The sequence below is a fragment of the Pseudomonas sp. SWRI68 genome (genome assembly GCF_014269165.1).
GTDB classification, from domain to species: domain Bacteria; phylum Pseudomonadota; class Gammaproteobacteria; order Pseudomonadales; family Pseudomonadaceae; genus Aquipseudomonas; species Aquipseudomonas capeferrum.
Window position 1 is genome coordinate 762,342 of the sequence record NZ_JABWRU010000001.1, and the last position, 18,763, is coordinate 781,104.

Annotated in this window: 22 protein-coding genes and 1 tRNA gene; 9 read left to right on the forward strand and 14 right to left on the reverse strand. The window is 62.4% G+C overall.

The window, feature by feature from the left end:
* Nucleotides 1-14 precede the first annotated feature (14 nt).
* Nucleotides 15-251 carry a hypothetical protein gene (locus tag HU770_RS03435; RefSeq protein WP_033700639.1) on the forward strand — a complete coding sequence of 79 codons (237 nt, stop codon included), beginning with the start codon at nucleotides 15-17 and terminating at the stop codon, nucleotides 249-251.
* Nucleotides 252-433: 182 nt separating this feature from the next.
* On the forward strand, nucleotides 434-766 hold the full coding sequence (locus HU770_RS03440) for a ribonuclease E inhibitor RraB (protein ID WP_033700638.1): 333 nt from the start codon (nucleotides 434-436) through the stop codon (nucleotides 764-766).
* 38 nt (nucleotides 767-804) lie between these two features.
* On the opposite strand, the gene HU770_RS03445 is transcribed toward HU770_RS03440, so the two are convergent.
* Entirely contained in the window at nucleotides 805-1,605 is an 801-nt protein-coding gene (locus HU770_RS03445; RefSeq protein ID WP_186663036.1) for a c-type cytochrome, read from the reverse strand.
* Between the two features lie 528 nt (nucleotides 1,606-2,133).
* On the opposite strand from HU770_RS03445, the gene HU770_RS03450 reads away from it, so the two are divergent.
* The gene (locus HU770_RS03450; protein WP_186663037.1) at nucleotides 2,134-2,865 is read left to right on the forward strand and encodes an amidotransferase; all 732 of its coding nucleotides are present in this window, start codon (nucleotides 2,134-2,136) and stop codon (nucleotides 2,863-2,865) included.
* A 33-nt stretch (nucleotides 2,866-2,898) separates the two neighbouring features.
* On the opposite strand, the gene HU770_RS03455 is transcribed toward HU770_RS03450, so the two are convergent.
* The 3 genes from HU770_RS03455 to HU770_RS03465 form a co-directional block, all read right to left on the reverse strand.
* Nucleotides 2,899-3,870 (reverse strand): magnesium and cobalt transport protein CorA, encoded by a 972-nt coding sequence (locus HU770_RS03455; protein WP_033700634.1) that lies wholly within the window; start codon nucleotides 3,868-3,870, stop codon nucleotides 2,899-2,901.
* Between the two features lie 63 nt (nucleotides 3,871-3,933).
* Nucleotides 3,934-4,653 carry a lysophospholipid acyltransferase family protein gene (locus HU770_RS03460; RefSeq protein WP_033700632.1) on the reverse strand — a complete coding sequence of 240 codons (720 nt, stop codon included), beginning with the start codon at nucleotides 4,651-4,653 and terminating at the stop codon, nucleotides 3,934-3,936.
* Between the two features lie 80 nt (nucleotides 4,654-4,733).
* Nucleotides 4,734-5,423, reverse strand: coding sequence for a crotonase/enoyl-CoA hydratase family protein (locus tag HU770_RS03465; protein ID WP_047583832.1), 690 nt, complete (start codon nucleotides 5,421-5,423; stop codon nucleotides 4,734-4,736).
* Between the two features lie 289 nt (nucleotides 5,424-5,712).
* Between HU770_RS03465 and HU770_RS03470 the strand changes: the two genes are divergently transcribed.
* Nucleotides 5,713-5,802: transfer RNA gene (locus HU770_RS03470), tRNA-Ser, on the forward strand.
* Nucleotides 5,803-5,928: 126 nt separating this feature from the next.
* Here the strand turns inward: HU770_RS03470 and HU770_RS03475 are convergent.
* The 4 genes from HU770_RS03475 to HU770_RS03490 all read right to left on the reverse strand — a co-directional run bounded on the left by HU770_RS03475 (nucleotide 5,929) and on the right by HU770_RS03490 (nucleotide 10,654).
* On the reverse strand, nucleotides 5,929-8,070 hold the full coding sequence (locus HU770_RS03475; RefSeq protein WP_186663038.1) for a TonB-dependent siderophore receptor: 2,142 nt from the start codon (nucleotides 8,068-8,070) through the stop codon (nucleotides 5,929-5,931).
* Between the two features lie 89 nt (nucleotides 8,071-8,159).
* On the reverse strand, nucleotides 8,160-8,540 hold the full coding sequence (locus HU770_RS03480; RefSeq protein WP_033700629.1) for a hypothetical protein: 381 nt from the start codon (nucleotides 8,538-8,540) through the stop codon (nucleotides 8,160-8,162).
* Between the two features lie 61 nt (nucleotides 8,541-8,601).
* The gene (locus HU770_RS03485) at nucleotides 8,602-9,813 is read right to left on the reverse strand and encodes an MFS transporter (RefSeq protein ID WP_186663039.1); all 1,212 of its coding nucleotides are present in this window, start codon (nucleotides 9,811-9,813) and stop codon (nucleotides 8,602-8,604) included.
* Between the two features lie 91 nt (nucleotides 9,814-9,904).
* Nucleotides 9,905-10,654 (reverse strand): 3-oxoacyl-ACP reductase family protein, encoded by a 750-nt coding sequence (locus tag HU770_RS03490; RefSeq protein ID WP_033700627.1) that lies wholly within the window; start codon nucleotides 10,652-10,654, stop codon nucleotides 9,905-9,907.
* A 118-nt stretch (nucleotides 10,655-10,772) separates the two neighbouring features.
* Here HU770_RS03490 and HU770_RS03495 point away from each other — a divergent pair, with 118 nt between their 5' ends.
* Nucleotides 10,773-11,711, forward strand: coding sequence for a LysR family transcriptional regulator (locus HU770_RS03495; RefSeq protein WP_047583830.1), 939 nt, complete (start codon nucleotides 10,773-10,775; stop codon nucleotides 11,709-11,711).
* A 120-nt stretch (nucleotides 11,712-11,831) separates the two neighbouring features.
* Here HU770_RS03495 and HU770_RS03500 read toward each other — a convergent pair whose 3' ends face one another.
* Entirely contained in the window at nucleotides 11,832-12,302 is a 471-nt protein-coding gene (locus tag HU770_RS03500) for a GreA/GreB family elongation factor (protein WP_095064146.1), read from the reverse strand.
* Nucleotides 12,303-12,304: 2 nt separating this feature from the next.
* Nucleotides 12,305-12,688 carry a hypothetical protein gene (locus HU770_RS03505; RefSeq protein ID WP_186663040.1) on the reverse strand — a complete coding sequence of 128 codons (384 nt, stop codon included), beginning with the start codon at nucleotides 12,686-12,688 and terminating at the stop codon, nucleotides 12,305-12,307.
* Between the two features lie 131 nt (nucleotides 12,689-12,819).
* Between HU770_RS03505 and earP the strand changes: the two genes are divergently transcribed.
* Complete coding sequence (earP, locus tag HU770_RS03510) at nucleotides 12,820-13,953, forward strand: elongation factor P maturation arginine rhamnosyltransferase EarP (RefSeq protein ID WP_186659385.1); 1,134 nt, start codon at nucleotides 12,820-12,822, stop codon at nucleotides 13,951-13,953.
* A 48-nt stretch (nucleotides 13,954-14,001) separates the two neighbouring features.
* Nucleotides 14,002-14,574 carry an elongation factor P gene (locus HU770_RS03515; protein WP_033700622.1) on the forward strand — a complete coding sequence of 191 codons (573 nt, stop codon included), beginning with the start codon at nucleotides 14,002-14,004 and terminating at the stop codon, nucleotides 14,572-14,574.
* Nucleotides 14,575-14,631: 57 nt separating this feature from the next.
* Here the strand turns inward: HU770_RS03515 and HU770_RS03520 are convergent, their stop codons facing one another.
* From HU770_RS03520 to HU770_RS03530, 3 genes are all read right to left on the reverse strand, one after another.
* On the reverse strand, nucleotides 14,632-15,060 hold the full coding sequence (locus HU770_RS03520) for an organic hydroperoxide resistance protein (RefSeq protein ID WP_033700621.1): 429 nt from the start codon (nucleotides 15,058-15,060) through the stop codon (nucleotides 14,632-14,634).
* Nucleotides 15,061-15,201: 141 nt separating this feature from the next.
* Entirely contained in the window at nucleotides 15,202-15,657 is a 456-nt protein-coding gene (locus HU770_RS03525) for a MarR family transcriptional regulator (protein ID WP_033700620.1), read from the reverse strand.
* A gap of 54 nt (nucleotides 15,658-15,711) precedes the next feature.
* Nucleotides 15,712-16,668 (reverse strand): LysR family transcriptional regulator, encoded by a 957-nt coding sequence (locus tag HU770_RS03530; RefSeq protein ID WP_033700619.1) that lies wholly within the window; start codon nucleotides 16,666-16,668, stop codon nucleotides 15,712-15,714.
* Between the two features lie 113 nt (nucleotides 16,669-16,781).
* Here HU770_RS03530 and HU770_RS03535 point away from each other — a divergent pair, with 113 nt between their 5' ends.
* Nucleotides 16,782-17,531 carry a sulfite exporter TauE/SafE family protein gene (locus HU770_RS03535; protein WP_186659388.1) on the forward strand — a complete coding sequence of 250 codons (750 nt, stop codon included), beginning with the start codon at nucleotides 16,782-16,784 and terminating at the stop codon, nucleotides 17,529-17,531.
* A 59-nt stretch (nucleotides 17,532-17,590) separates the two neighbouring features.
* Here HU770_RS03535 and HU770_RS03540 read toward each other — a convergent pair whose 3' ends face one another.
* Nucleotides 17,591-18,442: a LysR substrate-binding domain-containing protein gene (locus HU770_RS03540; protein ID WP_186659394.1), complete on the reverse strand. Its 852-nt coding sequence runs from the start codon at nucleotides 18,440-18,442 to the stop codon at nucleotides 17,591-17,593.
* A 96-nt stretch (nucleotides 18,443-18,538) separates the two neighbouring features.
* On the opposite strand from HU770_RS03540, the gene HU770_RS03545 reads away from it, so the two are divergent.
* Complete coding sequence (locus tag HU770_RS03545; RefSeq protein ID WP_033700617.1) at nucleotides 18,539-18,757, forward strand: DUF1127 domain-containing protein; 219 nt, start codon at nucleotides 18,539-18,541, stop codon at nucleotides 18,755-18,757.
* Nucleotides 18,758-18,763 lie beyond the last annotated feature (6 nt).

Genomic DNA, 18,763 nt, shown 5'->3' on the forward strand with positions numbered 1-18,763 from the left:
AGAGGGCTCGTCCAATGAAAGAGTGGGAAGTCATCTTTGCCGACCAGAAAGGCGAACCGACGTCATTGAAGCTGCGGGCCGAGCAGTGCCCCAGCGAAGAAGACGCGGCCCGTGCTATTCGCTCGCAGCTGTTTCCGGTCATGGATGAGCTGGACCTCAACGACTTCCAGGACCGCACAGTATCCCCCACGGCACGCTGGCTCAAGGAGCAAACTGGCGTGACCATCACCGATATTCACGAAGCGCCCTGATCCGTGCGTTGACGTGGTGCCTGCCCAGGCACTACGCTGGAGCCAGGTGCCAGCCTTTTCTGCGGGCCGGCACCTTTCAATTCGCGTCTTGCATCAGCTCTATACAACTCGATCTGCCCGGCACCGCCGGCAGGTACGTAGTGCCCGGAAAGTCTATCCATTGCTTTGCAGGAGGACGATTCATGAGCAGCCAGAACGACGATATCAGCAGCAATGTCCTGCGCCAGATGAAAGCTGGCGGTTTCGATTTCACCCGTATCCATCCCATCGAGTTCTACGCAGTATTCCCAGACGAAGCGGGCGCACGTCGTGCAGCCGGGCAATTTCGTGGCGAGTCCCTCAACGCCCAGGTGCGCGAAATGAAAGACGGCGCCTGGTACCTTGAACTGAGCAAGGTCATGTATGCCACTTATGGAGGGATTGGCGACTTCGAAGATACGTTCGAGCAGCTCGTGTCACCCTACGGCGGCGAAGTCGAAGGGTGGGGTGTCAAGCACGAGCGGTTGTGCGCCTGACACTCATGGACCGGGGGCTGCCAAGCAGCCCCAGCATCTCAGGGCTTGCGCCCTGCCATATGCCCCAGATAAGCCAATAGCGCATCCAGCTCCTGGTCGCTCAGCACACCCTCTGTAAACCCCGGCATCTTCGCCTGTGGCCAGCGCCGCAGGCTCTGTGGGTCACGTATCAGCTGGCGCAGAAACGCCGGTTGGAAGTACTCGGTAGGGTTGTGCGGCAGGTTCAGGTCCGGCCCCAGCTGGGCGTCACCTGCACCATTGAGGCGGTGGCAGGCCAGGCAGTTCTGCTGGAACAGCGCAAAGCCCTGGCGCACCGGGTGCTCGGCCGGCAGCTTCGGGTCTGGCAATAGCGCGGGGAAACGCTGCTCGACCGAGGCCAGGCGGCGGATGGTGGCGATCTGAAACGGCCATTGTTCCGGGCGTATGCCACTGGCTTGCGGTGCCGTCCATACCAGATAGAACGGCCCGGCACTCGGTTTGCCTTTGCCCAGCCCTGGCCACGGTTTGGCGGGGTCTTCGATCGCCAGCCAGGCACGTGCCGGCCCTTCCTGCAGCAGTGGGGCGGCGGGCATTTCGGCAGCAAAACCATCCAGGGCCACGGCTTGCAGGTGGGCGCTGGCGCCTACCCCCTGCAGCAACGCAGCCAGGGGTACGGCCCGATAGTGCATGGGGCGCTTATAGGAAACGTCCTGCTCGATGCGGATGTCCTGGGCCTGCGGGTGGCCAAGCAGTTCAGCGCTGCTCCACTGGCGCGAGTGTGCACCCGCCTCCAGGTGCAGCTGCGCCGCCGACAGTGGCAGGCTCAGTAGCAAGGCGAGTAGGGCAAGGCATTGGCGCATGGTTAATCTCCGACCATCAAGGCCGGCAGGTTACCTGTGCGTTGCCTGTTGGCGCCACAGCCGCCGTCAGCCGAACAAACGTGTCAGGTTCGGCAGGATCAGCAGTAAAGTCGTGGCAAAGACAATGAGCCCCGCTTGGCGTATTTTTGATTGTCTGAACATGGCGGACCGCCTTCTTGTTGTTATTCCTGAATACCCGTTGGCTTCCTTGTCGCGTCTCGGGTCGATCGCAGTGGCGACTGTTGTCGCCTGGTCTGCTTGCCTCTTGAAAGTGCATATACAACCAACAGTAGGGTGTGTGGCATCCATGTTTGAGAACCCTTTGTTCTAATTGTAAGGTCAGTTAATTTCATTGCGTTATGAGGCCAATTGCCAGCTGGCTGGCATGCTCTCACTAGACCGCTGCGTTGGCGCCAACGATACGCCGGCAAAATATGACCGTTCGTCAGTGCGGCCTACTTGCTTGTACGTGCCTTTCGCGGCAGTCTCTACAGCAGATTCCCACCCATGTCGTTCAGGACTATCCCTATGTCGTTACGCATCTGCATCCTGGAAACCGATGTCCTGCGACCGGAGTTGACGGCGCAGTACCACGGCTATGGCAGGATGTTCGAGCAGCTGTTCTCGCGTCAGTCGATCGCCGCCGAGTTTCGTGTGTACAACGTGATGAACGGCGACTACCCCGCCGACGATGAAGTGTTCGATGCCTATCTGGTGACTGGCAGCAAGGCCGATTCGTTCGGTGCCGATCCGTGGATCCAGCAACTCAAGGCCTACCTGTTGAAGCTTTACGCACGCGGCGAGAAGCTGCTGGGCGTCTGTTTCGGCCATCAACTGCTGGCCCTGACCCTGGGTGGCAAGGCTGAACGGGCGGAGCAGGGCTGGGGGGTGGGTATCCACCGTTACTCACTGGCGGCACATGCGCCGTGGATGGACCCGCAGGTGTCCGAGCTGACCTTGCTGATCAGCCACCAGGACCAGGTGACCGAGTTGCCGCAAGGCGCTACCGTAATTGCCTCCAGCGACTTCTGCCCAAACGCCGCCTACCACATTGGTGACCAGGTGCTGTGCTTCCAGGGGCATCCGGAGTTCGTGCACGACTACTCCAAAGCGTTACTGGATGCGCGCCAGGCGTATCTGGGCGATGAGGTTTACCACAAGGCCGTGGCCAGCCTGGCCACCGAGCATCAGGGCGACCTGGTGGGGGAGTGGATGTTGCGGTTTATTGAGCAGCCGGTGAACAAGGGTAATCTGGCGTGAGGGGTTTGGGGTCGTCAAGCGGCCCCGGCAATCTCACAACCAACCCGATTTCTTGAAGCTGGCATACAACCCCGTGCACCCCAGCCCAATCACCCCCAGCACGCCAAAATACCCGTACTGCCACCCCAGTTCGGGCATGTTCTGAAAGTTCATCCCATAGATCCCGGCAATCGCCGTAGGGAAGGCCAGTATCGCTGCCCAGGCCGCGAATTTGCGCTGCACGATGCTCTGGCGCGACGACTCCAGCAACATGCCGATCTCGATGGTCTGGCTGGCGATATCGCGAATGCCAGCCAGGTCCTCCATCTGCCGCGTAACGTGAATTTGCACGTCGCGAAAGTAAGGGCGCATGTTCTTGTCGATGAACGGGAAGCTCAAACGCTGCAGTTCCTCGCTCACCTCCACCATCGGCGCCACGTAGCGGCGTAAGCGCAGAATATCGCGGCGCAGGCTGTGCAGGCGGCGGATGTCATCTTCCTGCAGCGAGCCACCGAGCACGCTCTGCTCCAGCTCCTCGATCTCGCCATGAATGGCTTCGCTGACCGGTTGGTAGTTCTCGGTCACAAAATCCAATAGCGCGTACAGCACGAAGTCCTCGCCGTGTTCCAGCAGCAAAGGCCGCGCCTCGCAGCGTTGGCGCACCAGGGCATAGGATTTGGAGTGGCCGTTGCGACAGGTGATGATGTAGCCATTGCCGGCGAAGATGTGGGTTTCGATGAACTCCAGCTTGCCCTCATGACGCACCGGCGAATAGGTGACGATGAACAGCGCGTCGCCAAAAGTTTCAAGCTTGGGCCGGCTGTGTTTTTCCAGGGCATCTTCGATGGCCAGCTCGTGCAGGTTGAACTGGCGCTGCAGGGTGGCCAGCTCCTCGGCGTTGGGCTCCTCCAGGCCGATCCAGACGAAGTGGCCAGGCTTGCACGCCCATTCGCTGCCTTCGTCGATGCTGATATTGGTGACTTTTCTGCCGGCGCTGTACACCGCCGATGCCACGACTCGACCCATGGTTGTCCACTTATTCGGTTGAACACGGTTTACAGCTTGGGCTGTAAGGCGCTTGAGGGCAACCTAGTGGCTCGCCAGTTCAGCTTCCATGCGGTCGATGCACTGCTGCATCTGGCTGCGGCACTGCTCGATCAGTGCGGGGATGTCCCGCTGGCTCAAGCCTGCCGTGGCAATCGGTGGCAGCGAGCGCACGATCACCGTTCGCCGCCGCCAGCTGTTCAGGCTCAGGCGCCGGGCATAACGGCTGACGCACACTGGCACGATCGGCACGCCGGCTTCGATGGCCATGTGGAAGGCGCCTTTCTTGAAGGCCAGCAGGTGCTCGTCCGGGTTGCGGGTGCCCTCCGGGAAGATCCAGATCGAGGTGTCGTTATGCAGAACATGCGTGGTCTTTTGCAGTGCCTTGCGCGCCTGGTAGGGGTTCTTGCGGTCGACCAATACGTTGCCGCCCAGCCAGAACAGCTGGCCGAACAACGGGATCCAGCCCAGGCTCTTCTTGCCGATGGCCACGGTGCGCTTCGGCACCACCTGGCCAATGACGAACAGGTCGAAATTGGACTGGTGGTTGGCGACGATGACGCACCCGGGAGGGTGATCGAACAGCGGGCCGACTTCGGCCTTTAGCCGGATACGCATCAGCCAGGTGGCCGGCACGCTATAGAGCCGGGCGAAGAGCCGGCTGTTGTCGGGGTTGAAGGGGCGGCACAGGCCGATCACCAGGCCTATGCCGCCCACCAGCAGAAAATGCAGGCCTAACAGGAGCATGCGCAACGAATAAAGCATGACGAGACTCACACCAGACAGTCGAATTCCAGTGTACGACTGTACACTGGAAGAGGCAAATGTCGGGGTGGGTCTTTGGCTTAACCCATCGGGTTCTGGTCCAGCTCGATGGCTTTATCCAGGGCATCGAGCAGGCCCTTGCGCACCTTGAGCTTGGTGTTCTTGTGCGCGAGCATGTTCAGCTTTTTCAATTCACGGGCAGCGGCCAGCGCTGCTTCGTGCAGTTGCTCGGCCGGCACCACCTTGTCGAGGAAGCCGGCGTCCAGCGCCCCTTGCGGGTCGAAGATCTCGGCATTGATCACCGAGCGGTGGAAGGCCGAGCGGCGCAGGCGGTCACGGGCCAGCTCGATGCCGGCATGGTGCATGGTCATGCCGATCTGCACTTCGTTCAGGCACACCTTGTACGGCCCTTCGACGCCGATGCGGTAGTCGGCCGACAGCAGCAGGAAGGCACCTTTGGCCACGGCATTGCCAGGGCAGGCGACGATCACCGGGAACGGGTGCGACAACAGGCGGCGGGCGAGGGTGGAGCCGGCGGTGACCAGGCTGATCGCTTCTTTGGGGCCGGCGGTCATGACCTTGAGGTCGTAGCCGCCAGAGAGTATGCCCGGCTGCCCGGTGATGATGACCACTGCACGTTCCTGCTCGGCGCGGTCGAGGGCGGCGTTGAAGGCGATGATGACATCCGGCGAGATGGCGTTGACCTTGCCGTTGTTCAGGGTCAGGGTGGCGATGCCGTCTTCGGCGTGGTAGGTAATCAGCTCGCTCATGGCAGAGTCCTTTGGGTGGCGTGCTTGCGACGTTACCCAGCACTGCCTGCCAGGTAAAGCAGCAAGGCTGACTGGCCGGTCAGCGTTTGCCCGGCATGCCTTGGCGCGCCGGGGCAGGGCCTGTGCAGGCGGTAAAAGCGCAGGCGAGAATGGCAGCATTGCCTTGGCGACCTCGGGTTTTCAGTGAATTTGCATAAACGCATGAAATTTCTGAAAAAAATGCTTGCCAAAGAAAAGCTCTTCCACTAAATTAGCGCGCCTCGACAGGCTGAAAGGCTTGAAGAGAAACGGTGAAGTGTCCGAGTGGTCGAAGGAGCACGCCTGGAAAGTGTGTATACGAGAAATCGTATCAAGGGTTCAAATCCCTTCTTCACCGCCACATTCTACAAAAAGCCCCCGCGCTGAAAAGCTCGGGGGCTTTTTGTTTTCACAGCGCTAATGGCGCTGCTCCGTGGCCCCTTGCCACCCTGTGGGGGCGAGTAACCCCGCCCCCACAGAAGATTGATCAGAAGCTCACGGATGCCGACAAGCGTGCCGTGCGCGGCGCGCCCTGGAACAGGTAGTTGTCCCCCAGGTAATCCCCCACATCGCGCCAGTAGCGTTTATCGAACACGTTATCCACGGTCAACCGCAGCACCGTGTCATACCCCCCGATGCGCGTGCGGTAACGGCTACCCACATCAAAGACGGTATAACCTCCCACCTCGACATTGCCCGCCTGGCTGGCATATTTGCTGGCGCTGTAGCGCGCACCTCCGAGTAACGCCAGGCCCGGTACCGGCAGGCTGTATTCGGCCTGCAGGGCCGCACGCAGCTTGGGCACGTTGATGGCCTGGTGGCCTTCGTAAGCATCGGTCCCGCTGTTTTTTACCCGCGCGCGGATGGCGGCGGCGCTGGCCTGAACCTGCAGGTTCGAGGTCACCCAGCCGCTGGCACCCAGCTCCAGGCCGGTGTTCTTCTGTTGGCCCTGCTGGACGTAGGTGAAGTTACCCTCGCCATCCGGGCGTGCGTATTGGTACGCCTGGCGGATCTGGAACAGCGCGGCAGTGAAACTTAAGCCCTGCCAGTCACGCTTGATGCCCAGCTCCAGTTGGCGAGACAAGGTCGGGGCGAGGATCTCGGCAGCGTTGCTGGCAAACCAGGGGGCGGTGCCACCGGCCGACAAGCCTTTTGAGTAGCTTGCGTACAGCGTGGTGTCCGGGCTTGGTTTGTAGATGAGCGCAGCGTTAGGAAGCAATTGATACTGTTGAGTATGTCGCCCGGCTTCACCGTCCTCCTTCCATGTTTTCTCGTCGAGGCGTACCTCACGGGCGCCAATCACGGTTTGCCAATGTTCGTTGAACGTGATGCGGTCGCTGATGAACAGGCCATACTGGCGACTGTCGAGGCGACGCTCGCTTGAGCCAATCGGTTTGTCTGATGGCGGTTGAGCTGGCGACCCGCTGTAGATATTTCCAGGATGTTCCAGCAACTCGTTGTAGTAACTGCGTTGATCGAGTGTCCGTCGTTGCGCGCTGGTTCCCAGTGTCAGCTCATTACTAACCCCCATGGTGTCGAAACGACCATTGAGCGTGGCCTGTGCCTCATCTATGCGGCGCGTATCGTCGGGGCTGCGGAAGTCGTAGATGTCGTAATCACCCTCTGGGCTGAAGTGTGACTGCCAGCCATCTTCGCTGCCCCACGCAAACGCGCTGTAATCGTCGATCACCACCTTGCTGCGCGATGCACTCAACGTCCCGGTCCATGTCTCGCTGAAGCGGTATTCGAAGCGCCCACCCAGGTTCAGCGAATCGTTCTGCACCGGCTTGGCCCACTGTTGGTAGGCCAGGCGATCATCCGGGTCGATACCGTGGGGCACCTGCGTGCCGCCGAGCAACTGGTAACCGGGAACCGAGCGCTGCTCGCGGTGCTGGTACTCGGCGTCCAGCTGCAAGGTAGCATCCGGGCTGATCTGCCAGTCAAAGGCCAGCGAGGCGAAGTCGCGCTTGCCGTCGGCATGGTCGACATAGCTGCGGATGTCCTCATGGGCCAGGTTGGCGCGCAGGCCGAACTGCCGCTCACTGCCGAACCAGCCGCCCAGGTCGGTGGCCAGGTAGCGCTCGCCCTGTTCGTTGGTCGACACCGTCACGCTACGCACGTCTTCGGCGCGCTTGGTCACGTAGTTGATCAGCCCGCCAGGCTCCGAAACGCCACTCTGCAGGCCGGACAAGCCCTTGAGCAGCTCCACTTGCTGCTTGTTTTCCAGGGCCACGTTCTGCTCGCCAGCGAGGGTCTGGCCATTGATCCGGTAGCTGCTGGCGGCATTGAGCGCGAAGCCGCGTACGTTGAAGTTTTCGTAATAGCCGATGGGCGCATAGCTTTCACCCACCGAGGCATCGCTTTGCAGCACTTCGCTGAGCTTGCGCACCTGGCGGTCCTCCAGCAGTTGCTGGCTGAACACGCTGACCGAGGCCGGGGTGTCGAGCAGTGGCGCGGCCTGCAAGCCTGCTACCGACGCTTCGCGTACCTGGTAGCCGTCGTCGCCATAGCGGTCGGAAACCCGCAGTGGCTCCAGCATGACGCTGTCTTCGGCAAGACCATGAGGGCAATGCAAGGCTAGGCCCAGGCTGAGCAAGCTCAGGGGCAGGCGGGGGCGAAGCGGGGGCATGCGGGGCTCCTGAAGGCCGGTACGGGCCGTGAAAAAGGCGGCATCTTAACAGCCGCCTTCACCCTGAAACGATCAGGGCCTCGCGATATTCAGTGGTTGCTGGCCGGGCGCTTGTGCTGGCGCCAACTGTCGTCGATCTTCGACCAGGTCTTGCCATCGGTGACGGCCAACAGTTTGCGCCCATCCTTGAAGGTGGCAAGGAAGGTGGCTTCTTGCTCCTTGCCGCCCAGCCAGAGCCCGGCCAGCAACCCCACCGGGCCGGCCACCAGGGCGCCCGCCACACCCCAGCCGAGGGCAGTGCCCAGGCTGCGGCTGGACTCCAGGCTGGCCAACCTGAGGTCGCTGATGCGCGTGAGGGAGATCCGCTCGCCCGGCGAAGGGCTGCGCGGGGTCTTGAGTGTGAGCGATCCGTTGCGATACTCGCCTTCACCTTGCAAGAAATCGCCGGATTGCACCGTGAGTCTTGTCATTGGGTCGTCCTGTCAGAAGGGCATTGTCCAGCGCCTACTGAGCGCTGCCCGCCCTGGCAAGTCAACGGCCAAGCGACGGAGGGTAGTGCGTTGCAGTGTCGCGGCCCAAGCGCTTGCGCTCGGCCAGCGCCCAGGCCAGCAGCGCCACTGTACCGATCACCAGCCCGGCAACGACGATGCCGATCCAGCCTTGGCGCTGGAACAGTTGCGTGCCCAGCAGCGACCCCAGCGCACCGCCGATGAAGTAACAGGTGATGTAGCCGGCATTGAGCCGCGTGCGTGCCTCAGGCCGCAGCGCGATCACCGCATTCTGGTTGCTGACGTGCACCAGTTGCACTGCCAGGTCGAGCATCAGCACCCCCAGCAGCAGGGCCGGCAGCGAATATTCGGCAAAGCCCAGCGGCACCCACGACAGCAGCAGTACCACCAACCCCACCGTGGTGCCCAGCGAGCCCTTGCCGCGGTCAGCCAGGCGCCCGGCCCAGTTGGCCGACAGTGCCCCCGCCGCGCCGGTCAGGCCGAACAGGCCGATTACCGCATCCGAGTAAAAGTAAGGCTCTTGTGCCAGCAAAAATGCCAGCGGTGTCCAGAACAGCGCGAACAGGCTGAACGCCAACAGGCCGAGCAACGCCCGCAGGCGCAGCACCGGTTCTTCGAAGAACAGGCGGAATACCGAGCCGATCAGCGCCGGGTATTTCAGCCCGGCAGGGTTGTGATGCTGCGGCAAGCTGCGGTACAGGGCAAAGGCAGTGATGGCCATCAGCACGGCGGCCAGTACGTAGATACTGCGCCAGCCCCCCAGTTCAGCCATGAAGCCGGCCGCCGTGCGGGCCAGCAGGATACCCAGCAACAAGCCGCTCATCAGGGTGCCGATCGCGCGCCCGCGCTGATGCGGCTCACTCAAGGTCGCGGCCATGGGTACCAGGATCTGCGCCACCACCGAGAACAGGCCGGTCAGCGCGGTGCCTAGCAGCAACCACGGCAGGTTCGGCGCGCAGGCGCTGATGACCAGGCCGAGGGTGGCGATGGCGGTCATCACAGTGATCAGGCGGCGCTGTTCGAACAGGTCGCCCAGCGGTGCCAGCAACAGCAGGCCGGCGCCGTAGCTGAGCTGGGCGGCGATGACGATGCTGCCGGCGCTGGCGGTACTCAGCCCGAATTGCTGGGCGATGCTGTGCAGCAACGGCTGGGCATAGTAGTTGCTGGCCACGGCCAGGCCGGTGGCGGTGGCCATCAGCAGAATCAGGGCGCGACTGAGGGTTGGGGTGTTCATGGGAATCTCGAGGGCAGGGGGCTTTATTCTAGGGCCGGTAGGGGTAGGGCAGTTGAGTTTTAGTGCCCTGCACCCCGCCGCCTTCACCACATCAAGCCGCAAAGCCACCATCGGCCGTCAAACTGGCCCCGGTGATATACCCCGCCTCCGGCCCCGCCAGGTAAGCCACAAAACTGGCAATCTCATCCACCTGCCCATAACGCCCGATCGCCATCAGCGGTATCAGGCTTTCGGCAAACTCGCCGCTGGCCGGGTTCATGTCGGTGTCCACCGGGCCGGGCTGCACGTTGTTGACGGTAATGCCCTGCGGGCCAAGGTCGCGGGCCATGCCCCGGGTCAGCCCCACCAGTGCCGACTTGCTCATGGCATAGGGTGCGCCACCGGCAAACGGCATCCGCTCGGCGTTGGTGCTACCGATATTGATGATGCGCCCACCCTGGCCCATGTAGCGCACGGCTGCCTGGCTGGCGACGAACACACTGCGCACGTTCACCGCCAGCATGCGGTCGAAATCGGCCAGGTCGAACTCGGCAATCGGGGCCACGGTCAGCACACCGGCGTTGTTGACCAAGATGTCGAGCCCACCGAAGGCCTTGGCGGTGTCATCCACCGCCAACTGCACGGCTGCCGCGTCGGCGCTGTCGGCCCGCAGGGCCAGGGCCTGGCCGCCATTGCCGATGATTTCCTGGGCCAGCTGTTCGGCCGGGCCGGCCGAGCTCACGTAGGTGAAGGCAACCCGTGCGCCTTCGCGGGCCAGGCGGCGGACGATGGCTGCGCCAATGCCACGGGAACCGCCTTGGACCAGGGCTACTTTACCGTCGAGGGGAAGTTGTTTGGACATGCTGATCTCCTGCTGGGAAGCAAGGCCGAATGCCTTGGATGGGCGCAGTATCGGTGGCTAATTACCTGCTGATAAGATGGCAATCACTATCAGCAGAGTAAACCTTTGGTTGTGAATCATGGCCATGGAGTCTTTCAACGCCCTCGAGTGCTTTATCCGTAGCGCCGAGGTTGGCAGTTTTGCCGAGGCTGCCCGCCGTCTGAGCCTCACGCCTGCCGCAGTCGGCAAGCATGTGGCCCAACTGGAGGCCCGGTTGGGCGTGCGCCTGTTCCAGCGTAGTACCCGCAAGCTGACCCTGACCGAAGCGGGCCAGCGCTTTCTGGGGGAGGTGAGTGACAGCTTTCGCACCATCCAGTATGCCGTGGCCAACCTGGCCAGTGCCGAAGGCCAGCCGGCCGGGTTGCTGCGGGTGAGCATGGGCACGGTGTTCGGGCGGCTCTATGTGTTGCCGCTGTTGGGGGAGTTTTTGCGTCGTTACCCCGCTATTACCCCAGACTGGCATTTCGACAATCGCCAGGTCGATTTGATCGGCCAGGGTTTCGATGCGGCCATTGGGGGTGGTTTCGAGCTGCCACTGGGCGTGGTGGCGCGCAAGTTGACCCCCGCCCATCGGGTGCTGGTGGCGGCGCCTGGCTATCTGGACCAGCGCCCACCCATCGATGGCCCGCAGGCGTTGCAGCGCCATGACGGAATCCTGATTCGCTCACCCCAGACCGGACGGGTGCGCTCCTGGCCGCTGACCAGCCGCTGGCAGGAGCAGCAGCCGTTGCTGCTGCGTCAGGCGATGACCATGAGTGATTCGGATGCGGCTTGTGCGGTTGCGCAGCAGGGTTTGGGCATCGCATTGGTCAGTTTGCCGTTTGCGGTACCTTACCTGCAGGCAGGGCGACTGCAGCGGGTGTTGCCGGACTGGTATGTGGACGATGGGCATATCAGCTTGTATTACGCCGAGCACAAACTGTTGCCGAGGAAGACGCGGGCGTTCATCGATTTTGTCGTGGAGCAGTTTGCGCAGCAGGGGTTGGCGGGGCAATTCGATGCGTTGCAGCGCCTTTAGATGAATGTTGCCTAGCCCGGCCTTTTCGCGGGGCAAGCCCGCGCCCACAGGTACCGCACAAGTCTTGGGTTAAGTGAAGATGATCTTGTGGGAGCGGGCTTGCCCCGCGAAGAGGCCAGCTCAGACGACCTCACTAATGAACAGTACCTGTGCCCCCAGGCTCACCTCATCATCGACCCGCTTGCCCATCAGCTGTTGCCCCAGCGGCGAGCGTGGTGTAATCACCGTCACCAGCTCGTCGCCGTCGCCAATCTTCAACCCCGCCGCCTCGGGCCCGAGAAACAGCCGGCGCTGCTGGCCATCCTCATCCTCAAGGGTCACCAGATTGCTCACTTGTATACCCCGCAGCGGGTCGTAGTCGCGCAGTAGCAGTTGCTGGTAGATCTGCAGCGCCTGGCGGATCTCGGCCGTGCGGCGCGCCTGGCCGGTGGCGAGGTACGAGGCTTCCAGGCCTAGCGTGTCGTACTTGTTCTCGGCGATGTTCTCTTCGGCGGTGGCAGCTTCGTACGCGGTCTGCGCCGCGCGGCTCAGCACGTCCACGTCATGTTCGAGGGTCGCGACGATGCGCGTGAGAAGCAGGGGCTTGTCCATCTTCAGTAACAGAACTCCAGCACATTGGCCTGGCTTTTATCGGTAGGTGCGGTGCGGTTCTGCTGCAGCCAGAACTGGCACTTGGGGCTGTTGAGGTTGCGCGGGTTACCCTGGGCGGCCTCGGCGGCCTGTTGCCGTTCCTGTTGTTGCAGGATGCCCTTGTAGCGCTCGAACATCTCACCCTGCGCATCCACCGGGGGCGCGGCGGGTTGGCCGAGGGCAGGGGCCAGGGCCTGGGCAACCGGCTGCACCTGCTCGGGCCACAGTTGCACTGCCAGCCATAGGCTCACGGCGATGGCCACGGCGCCCAGCCACAGGCCAATGGCCACGCACAGGCTCAGTTGCAAAGGCTTGAGGGTGATCTTCAGCTCGCGGTGGCGGGGCATGGCGGCCTCCTGGCAGGGTGGGGCGGCGTGCATTGTCGCACGCTGCTGGCGAATTTTACCCGCAGGTGCTTTTGTCGACGACAATTTATCCGCAGAATCCGCGGTTTTCCGCACCATGAGGGGGAGGGCACATGAAGGCCACCTGGGACATCTTTTGCACCGTCGTCGACAATTATGGCGATATCGGCGTGACCTGGCGCCTGGCGCGGCAACTGGTGGACGAGCACGAAATCGCAGTGCGCCTGTGGGTGGACGACCTGAATGCCTTCGTGCCGATGTGCCCCGGGGCCGATGCCGCAGCGTTGCAGCAGTGGCAGCAGGGCGTCGATGTGCGCCAGTGGCCGGCCGAATGGGTGCCGATTGAGCCCGCAGATGTGGTGATCGGCGCCTTCGCCTGCCAGTTGCCGGCGCACTATGTCGAGGCCATGCGCGCCCGGGCGAAGCCGCCGCTGTGGCTGAACCTCGAATACCTCAGCGCCGAGCACTGGGTGGAAGGCTGCCACGGCTTGCCGTCCCCCCAGGCCAACGGCTTGCGCAAGGTGTTCTTCTTCCCCGGCTTTACCGAGAAGACCGGCGGCCTGTTGCGCGAGGCCACGCTGCTGGCGCGGCGCCAGGCCTTCGAACAGTCCGCCGAGGCCCGCCAGGCGTTCTTGCAACGGCTTGGTGTGTACCCCGAGGTGCAGACGCGGCTGATCTCGCTGTTCGCCTATGAAAACACCCAGCTGGGCAATTGGCTGGATGCGTTGGCGGCAGATAGCCAGCCGACCCACCTGCTGGTGCCGCAAGGGCGCATTCTGGCTGACGTCGGCAGCTGGTTGGGCCTGGTCCGGCTGGAGGTGGGTGATGTGCGCGTCCGTGGGGCGCTGACCGTGCAGATTTTGCCGTTCGTCAGCCAGGACGATTATGATCGGTTGCTGTGGAGCTGCGATTTCAATGCCGTGCGCGGCGAAGACTCCTTCGTGCGCGCGCAATGGGCCGGTCGCCCGATGCTGTGGCACATCTACGTGCAGGACGAGAACGCCCATTGGGAAAAGCTCGAAGCGTTCCTTGAGCATTATCGACACGGCCTGTCAGCCGATGCCTCTGCCGCCCTGGTGGCATTGTGGCGTGCCTGGAACATGGACCGTGACGTCGGCCAGGCGTGGCAAGCGGCCCAGCAACACTGGCCAGAACTGCAACAGCATGCCCGTGATTGGGCGGCCCGTCAGGCCACTCGGCCAGACCTTGCCATGGCGCTGGTACAGTTTTACCGAAATTGGCTATGATATGCGGCCTCGATTTTTATAAATCCATCCAGATTCGGATACTTCGCAATGAAAACTGGTAAAGAACTGAAACCCGGTACCGTACTGCGGATCGACAACGACCCGTGGCTGGTGCAAAAAGCTGAGTTCACCAAATCGGGCCGTAACAGCGCGATCATGAAGACCAAGCTGAAGAACCTGCTGACCGGCTACAAGACCGAAACCGTATACGGTGCGGACGACAAGCTGGACGATGTGATCCTGGATCGCAAAGAAGCGACCCTGTCGTTCATCAGCGGTGACACGTACACCTTCATGGACACCACCGACTATTCCATGTACGAGCTGAACGCCGAGGATATCGAAGCCGTTCTGCCGTTCATCGAAGAAGGCATGGAAGACATCTGCGAAGCCGTCTTCTTCGAAGGCCGCCTGGTGTCGGTAGAACTGCCGACCACCATCGTGCGCCAGGTTGACTACACCGAAGGTTCCGCTCGCGGCGACACTTCGGGCAAGGTCATGAAACCTGCCAAGCTGAAGAACGGTACTGAGCTCAGCGTTGCTGACTTCATCGAAATCGGCGACCTGATCGAGATCGATACCCGCGAAGGCGGTTCGTACAAAGGCCGCGCCAAGAAGTAAGTGTTCTTGAGATGCAGCAAAAAACCCGGCCTCGGCCGGGTTTTTTTATACCTGTGTTCAGACCGTCACATGCAGCCTTACATCCACATTGCCGCGGGTGGCATTGGAGTAAGGGCAGACCTTGTGCGCCTTCTCCACCAGCCCTTCGGCATCGGCCTGGGCCAGGCCTGGCAGGTTGATGTGCAGGTCGATGTCCAGGCCGAAACCACCCTCAATCTGGCCAATGCCCACCTTGGCAGTGATCGAGGCATCTGCTGGCAGGGCTTTCTTCTCTTGCCCGGCAACAAACTTCAGGGCACCGATGAAGCAGGCCGAGTAGCCGGCAGCGAACATCTGCTCTGGGTTGGTGCCTTCACCCCCCGCGCCGCCCAATTCCTTGGGGGTGCTCAGCTTGACCTCCAGCTTGCCGTCGCTGGAGCGGGATTTGCCGTCGCGCCCGCCGGTGGAGGTGGCTTCGGCGATGTACAGCGGAGTGACCTTTTGCATCTTGAGCCTCGCTAACGTGCTGTGCGCGACCTGGGGTGAGGTGGCGCTGGGTGGGTGTGGGATTTAAATTAGCGCGCAATTAGTTTGCGCGCAAGATAAATATTCACCGCTCATCCGAACGGCCATCTCACAGCATAGCGCTCAGAGGTTTTTCTGCAGGTTTTCGCGCAGGTCCAGCAGGTCGGCTTGCAGCTGTTGCAGGCGCTGCAAGCTGCGCCCGCTGGCCTTGAGGATGCACGGTGGCACCTGTTTGGCCTGTTGCTGCAGGTCGCGGCCCTTGTCGGTCAACTGCACCAATACCACCCGTTCGTCCTCGCGGCTGCGGGTGCGCTTGAGCAGGCCTTCGCTTTCCAGGCGCTTGAGCAGCGGGGTCAGCGAGCCAGGGTCGGTGAGCAGGTGCTGGCTGATCTCGCCCACGGTCAGGCCGTCCCGCTCCCATAGCACCAGCATCGCCAAGTATTGCGGGTAGGTCAGGCCCAGCGCCTGCAGCAGCGGTTTGTAGACCTTGGTCATCAGCAACGAGGTTGAATGCAGGGCGAAGCAGACCTGGTTGTCCAGCAGCAGCTCGTCACAGGAGGCTTGGGTGTCGGCGTTCATGCAGGTCCTTGGAATCATCAATGGGAAAATCTAGCACGCTGATCATCAGTGCGTTCACTGCCAGCGCAGTTCACTGCGCAGCGCCAGGTCCCAGGGTGGAATGGGGCTGAAACGGCTCTTGAGAAATTCGAGCAGCAAACGGCTGCGAGAGTTCGTTTCATGTGCAAGGCGCAGCGCATAAATACCGCTGCTCTCTGCTGCCGGCAGGCCGCCGTCGCAGAACAGCGCAATCAGTTCGCCGCGCAGCAGGTATTCGCTGATCAGCCAGGTGGGCAGGTGGGCGACGCCTAAACCGGCCAGGGCGCCAAACAGCAAGGTTTCGGCGTTGTTGGCGGCCATGCGCATGCGTGTTGGCCGATACAGTCGGGCCTGGCCCGCCACGTTGAAGCGCCAGGCGAAAGGCGGTGCCAGGCCGTCCCAGTCCAGGCCGTCATGTTCAGGCAGTTCGCTGGGGCACGCCGGTACGCCACGGCTGGCCAAGTAGGCTGGGCTGGCGCAGGCGATGCGCACCATGTACGCCAGCGGCGTGGCCACCAGGCGGGTGTCGGCCAGGGGACCTGCGCGCAACACCAGGTCGACCTCGCCCAGGTGGCTGCCGTGCAGGTCGACGAAGCTGTCGATCAGACGCAGGTGCACGTCCAGCCCCGGGTACGCCACCAGAAAGTCGGCGATGGCCGGGGCCAGGTGGCGGCGGCCGAACGCGGCGGGGGCGTCGATGCGGATCAAGCCTTCCGGGGCGCTGCTCAATGACACGGCTTCGGCGCGGGCCAGGCGTAGTTCCTCGATGATACGCCGTGCGCGCTCGGCAAAGGCATTGCCTGCCGGTGTGGCACGCACCGCGTGAGTGCTGCGGGTGAACAGGCGGCTGCCCACCGCGTTTTCCAGGTTGTCGATGCGCCGGGCCACGGCCGAGGGCGTCAGCGGGTGGCGCCGAGCGGCGGCGGAAAAACTGCCGGTTTCCAGCACATCGAGGAACAGGCTGAGTTGGTCGGTAAGGATGTCAGGGCTCATGGCGGCTCGGCTTTGCAGAAAACGCACAGCCATTGTGCGCTGCTGTGCGTTTCCCCACCAGCCCCGACTCGGTAGCATGCGCCCATTGCTAAAGAACGGCACAAGAGGCCCTGATGATCGAGTGGTTGTTGTATAGCGTGCTGGGCGCAGCCCTGGGCACCATGGGCGGTTTGTTCGGCATCGGCGGTGGGCTGATTGCCATCCCGGCGCTGGGCGTGTTGTTCGGGCTGGACCAACAGCTGGCGCAGGGCACTGCGTTGGTCATGGTGGTACCGAATGTGTTGCTGGCGCTGTGGCGCTACCACCAGCGCAATCGCATCGAACTGCGTCATGCGCTGCCGTTGGCGTTGTGCAGTTTGCTGTGCGCCTGGCTGGGTTCGATCTGGGCGGTGGGCATCGATGCCCAGGCCATGCGCCTGGGGTTTGTCGGTTTTCTGGTGGCGCTGGCCATCTGGAACGTGGCGCGGATGTTCTTGAGGGTTGCGCCGCCAAGCCCTGAAATGCGCTATGCCTGGCCATGGCTGGGGGTGCTGGGCAGCTTTGCCGGAACCATGGGTGGGCTGTTCGGGGTGGGAGGCGCGGTGGTTGCGACGCCGATACTGACCAGTGTGTTCGGCACCACGCAGGTGGTGGCGCAAGGGCTCTCGCTGGCATTGGCGGCGCCCAGTACGGCGGTGACTCTGCTGACGTATGGCGTGCACCAGAGTGTCGATTGGGCGGTGGGGATACCCTTGGCGGTGGGTGGGTTGCTCAGCATCAGCTGGGGCGTGAGGTTGGCGCATGCCTTGCCAGAGAAAGTGTTGCGGGCGATGTTTTGTGTGTTTCTGGTGGTGTGCGCGGTGATGCTGGGGTTTGAGCTTTGAGCTTTGAGCTTTGAGCTTTGGGGGCCGCGGTGCGGCCCTTTCGCGACGCAAGGCCGCTCCTACTTGAAGCCTTCGACGATGTAGTCGGCCATGCAATCGGTGATCGGCGAAGGGTTCTGCGTACTGCGCACCAACATCACATTGGCCACCGGTAACTGCGGCAACCCATCGTTATCGCCGAGAATCCGGATATTGCCGCCCACCAGGCTCTGCAACTGCGCCGTTACTGCCAGCCCGGCCGTGACGATGGCAAAGATCGCCGCCAGGCTGGGGCTGGTATAGGCAATGCGGTAGTCGATGCCCTGTGCCTCCAGCGCATTGCAGGTCCAGGCGCGGCAAAAGCAGTCGGTATTGAACAGCGCCACCGGCATGGGCCGTTGCTCCTGTGGGCAAAACCCTTCGGCCGCAGCCCACACCAGGCGCTCCTGGCGCAGCAACTGGCCAACTTCGTTGCCCGGCTCGCGGGTGACGATGGTCAGGTCCAGGTCCTGGCGCAGCATCAACTGCTTCGACGAGTCGCAATGCACCTCCACCTGCACCAGCGGGTAGGCCTGGGCAAAACTCGACAGGATGGTCGGCAGAAAGCGCATGGCGTAGTCGTCCGGCGTGCCGATGCGCACTACCCCGACCATGTGCGGCATGCGCAAGGTATTGAACACTTCCCCGTGCAGCTTGAGGATGCGCCTGGCGTAGCCGAGCAGTACCTGCCCCTCGGCGGTAAGGCGCACCTGGCGACCATCGCGCTCGAACAGCTGGCGCTGCAGGATATCTTCCTCCAGGCGTTTCATCTGCATGCTCACCGCCGACTGGGTGCGGTTGACCACCTCGCCGGCGCGCGTGAAGCCGCCTTGTTCGGCAATGGCGACGAAAGTGCGCAACACGTCGGCATCGAGGCTTTGATACTGGGACATAGCATCAATCTCCGAGATGCATGGCATCAGAAACATTCGTTGGATTGATCTTAAGCCCGGCGTGAGACTGGAGCCATCAACACGGAGGGCTTCACGATGAAAGGTCATGTCAGCAGCATTCAGCAACCAGTCGTCTCACTGAACCACCTGTGGCATGCAGCGCTGCAGCGCCCGGCGCGCTGGCTCGAGCTGTACCGTCAGCGTCGGGAACTGGCCCGGCTCAGCGATGCGACATTGCACGATCTGGGGTTGAGCCGGGCGGATATCCAGCAAGAGGCCGAACGGCATTTCTGGGATGATCCGCTGCGTAAATGACGGCGC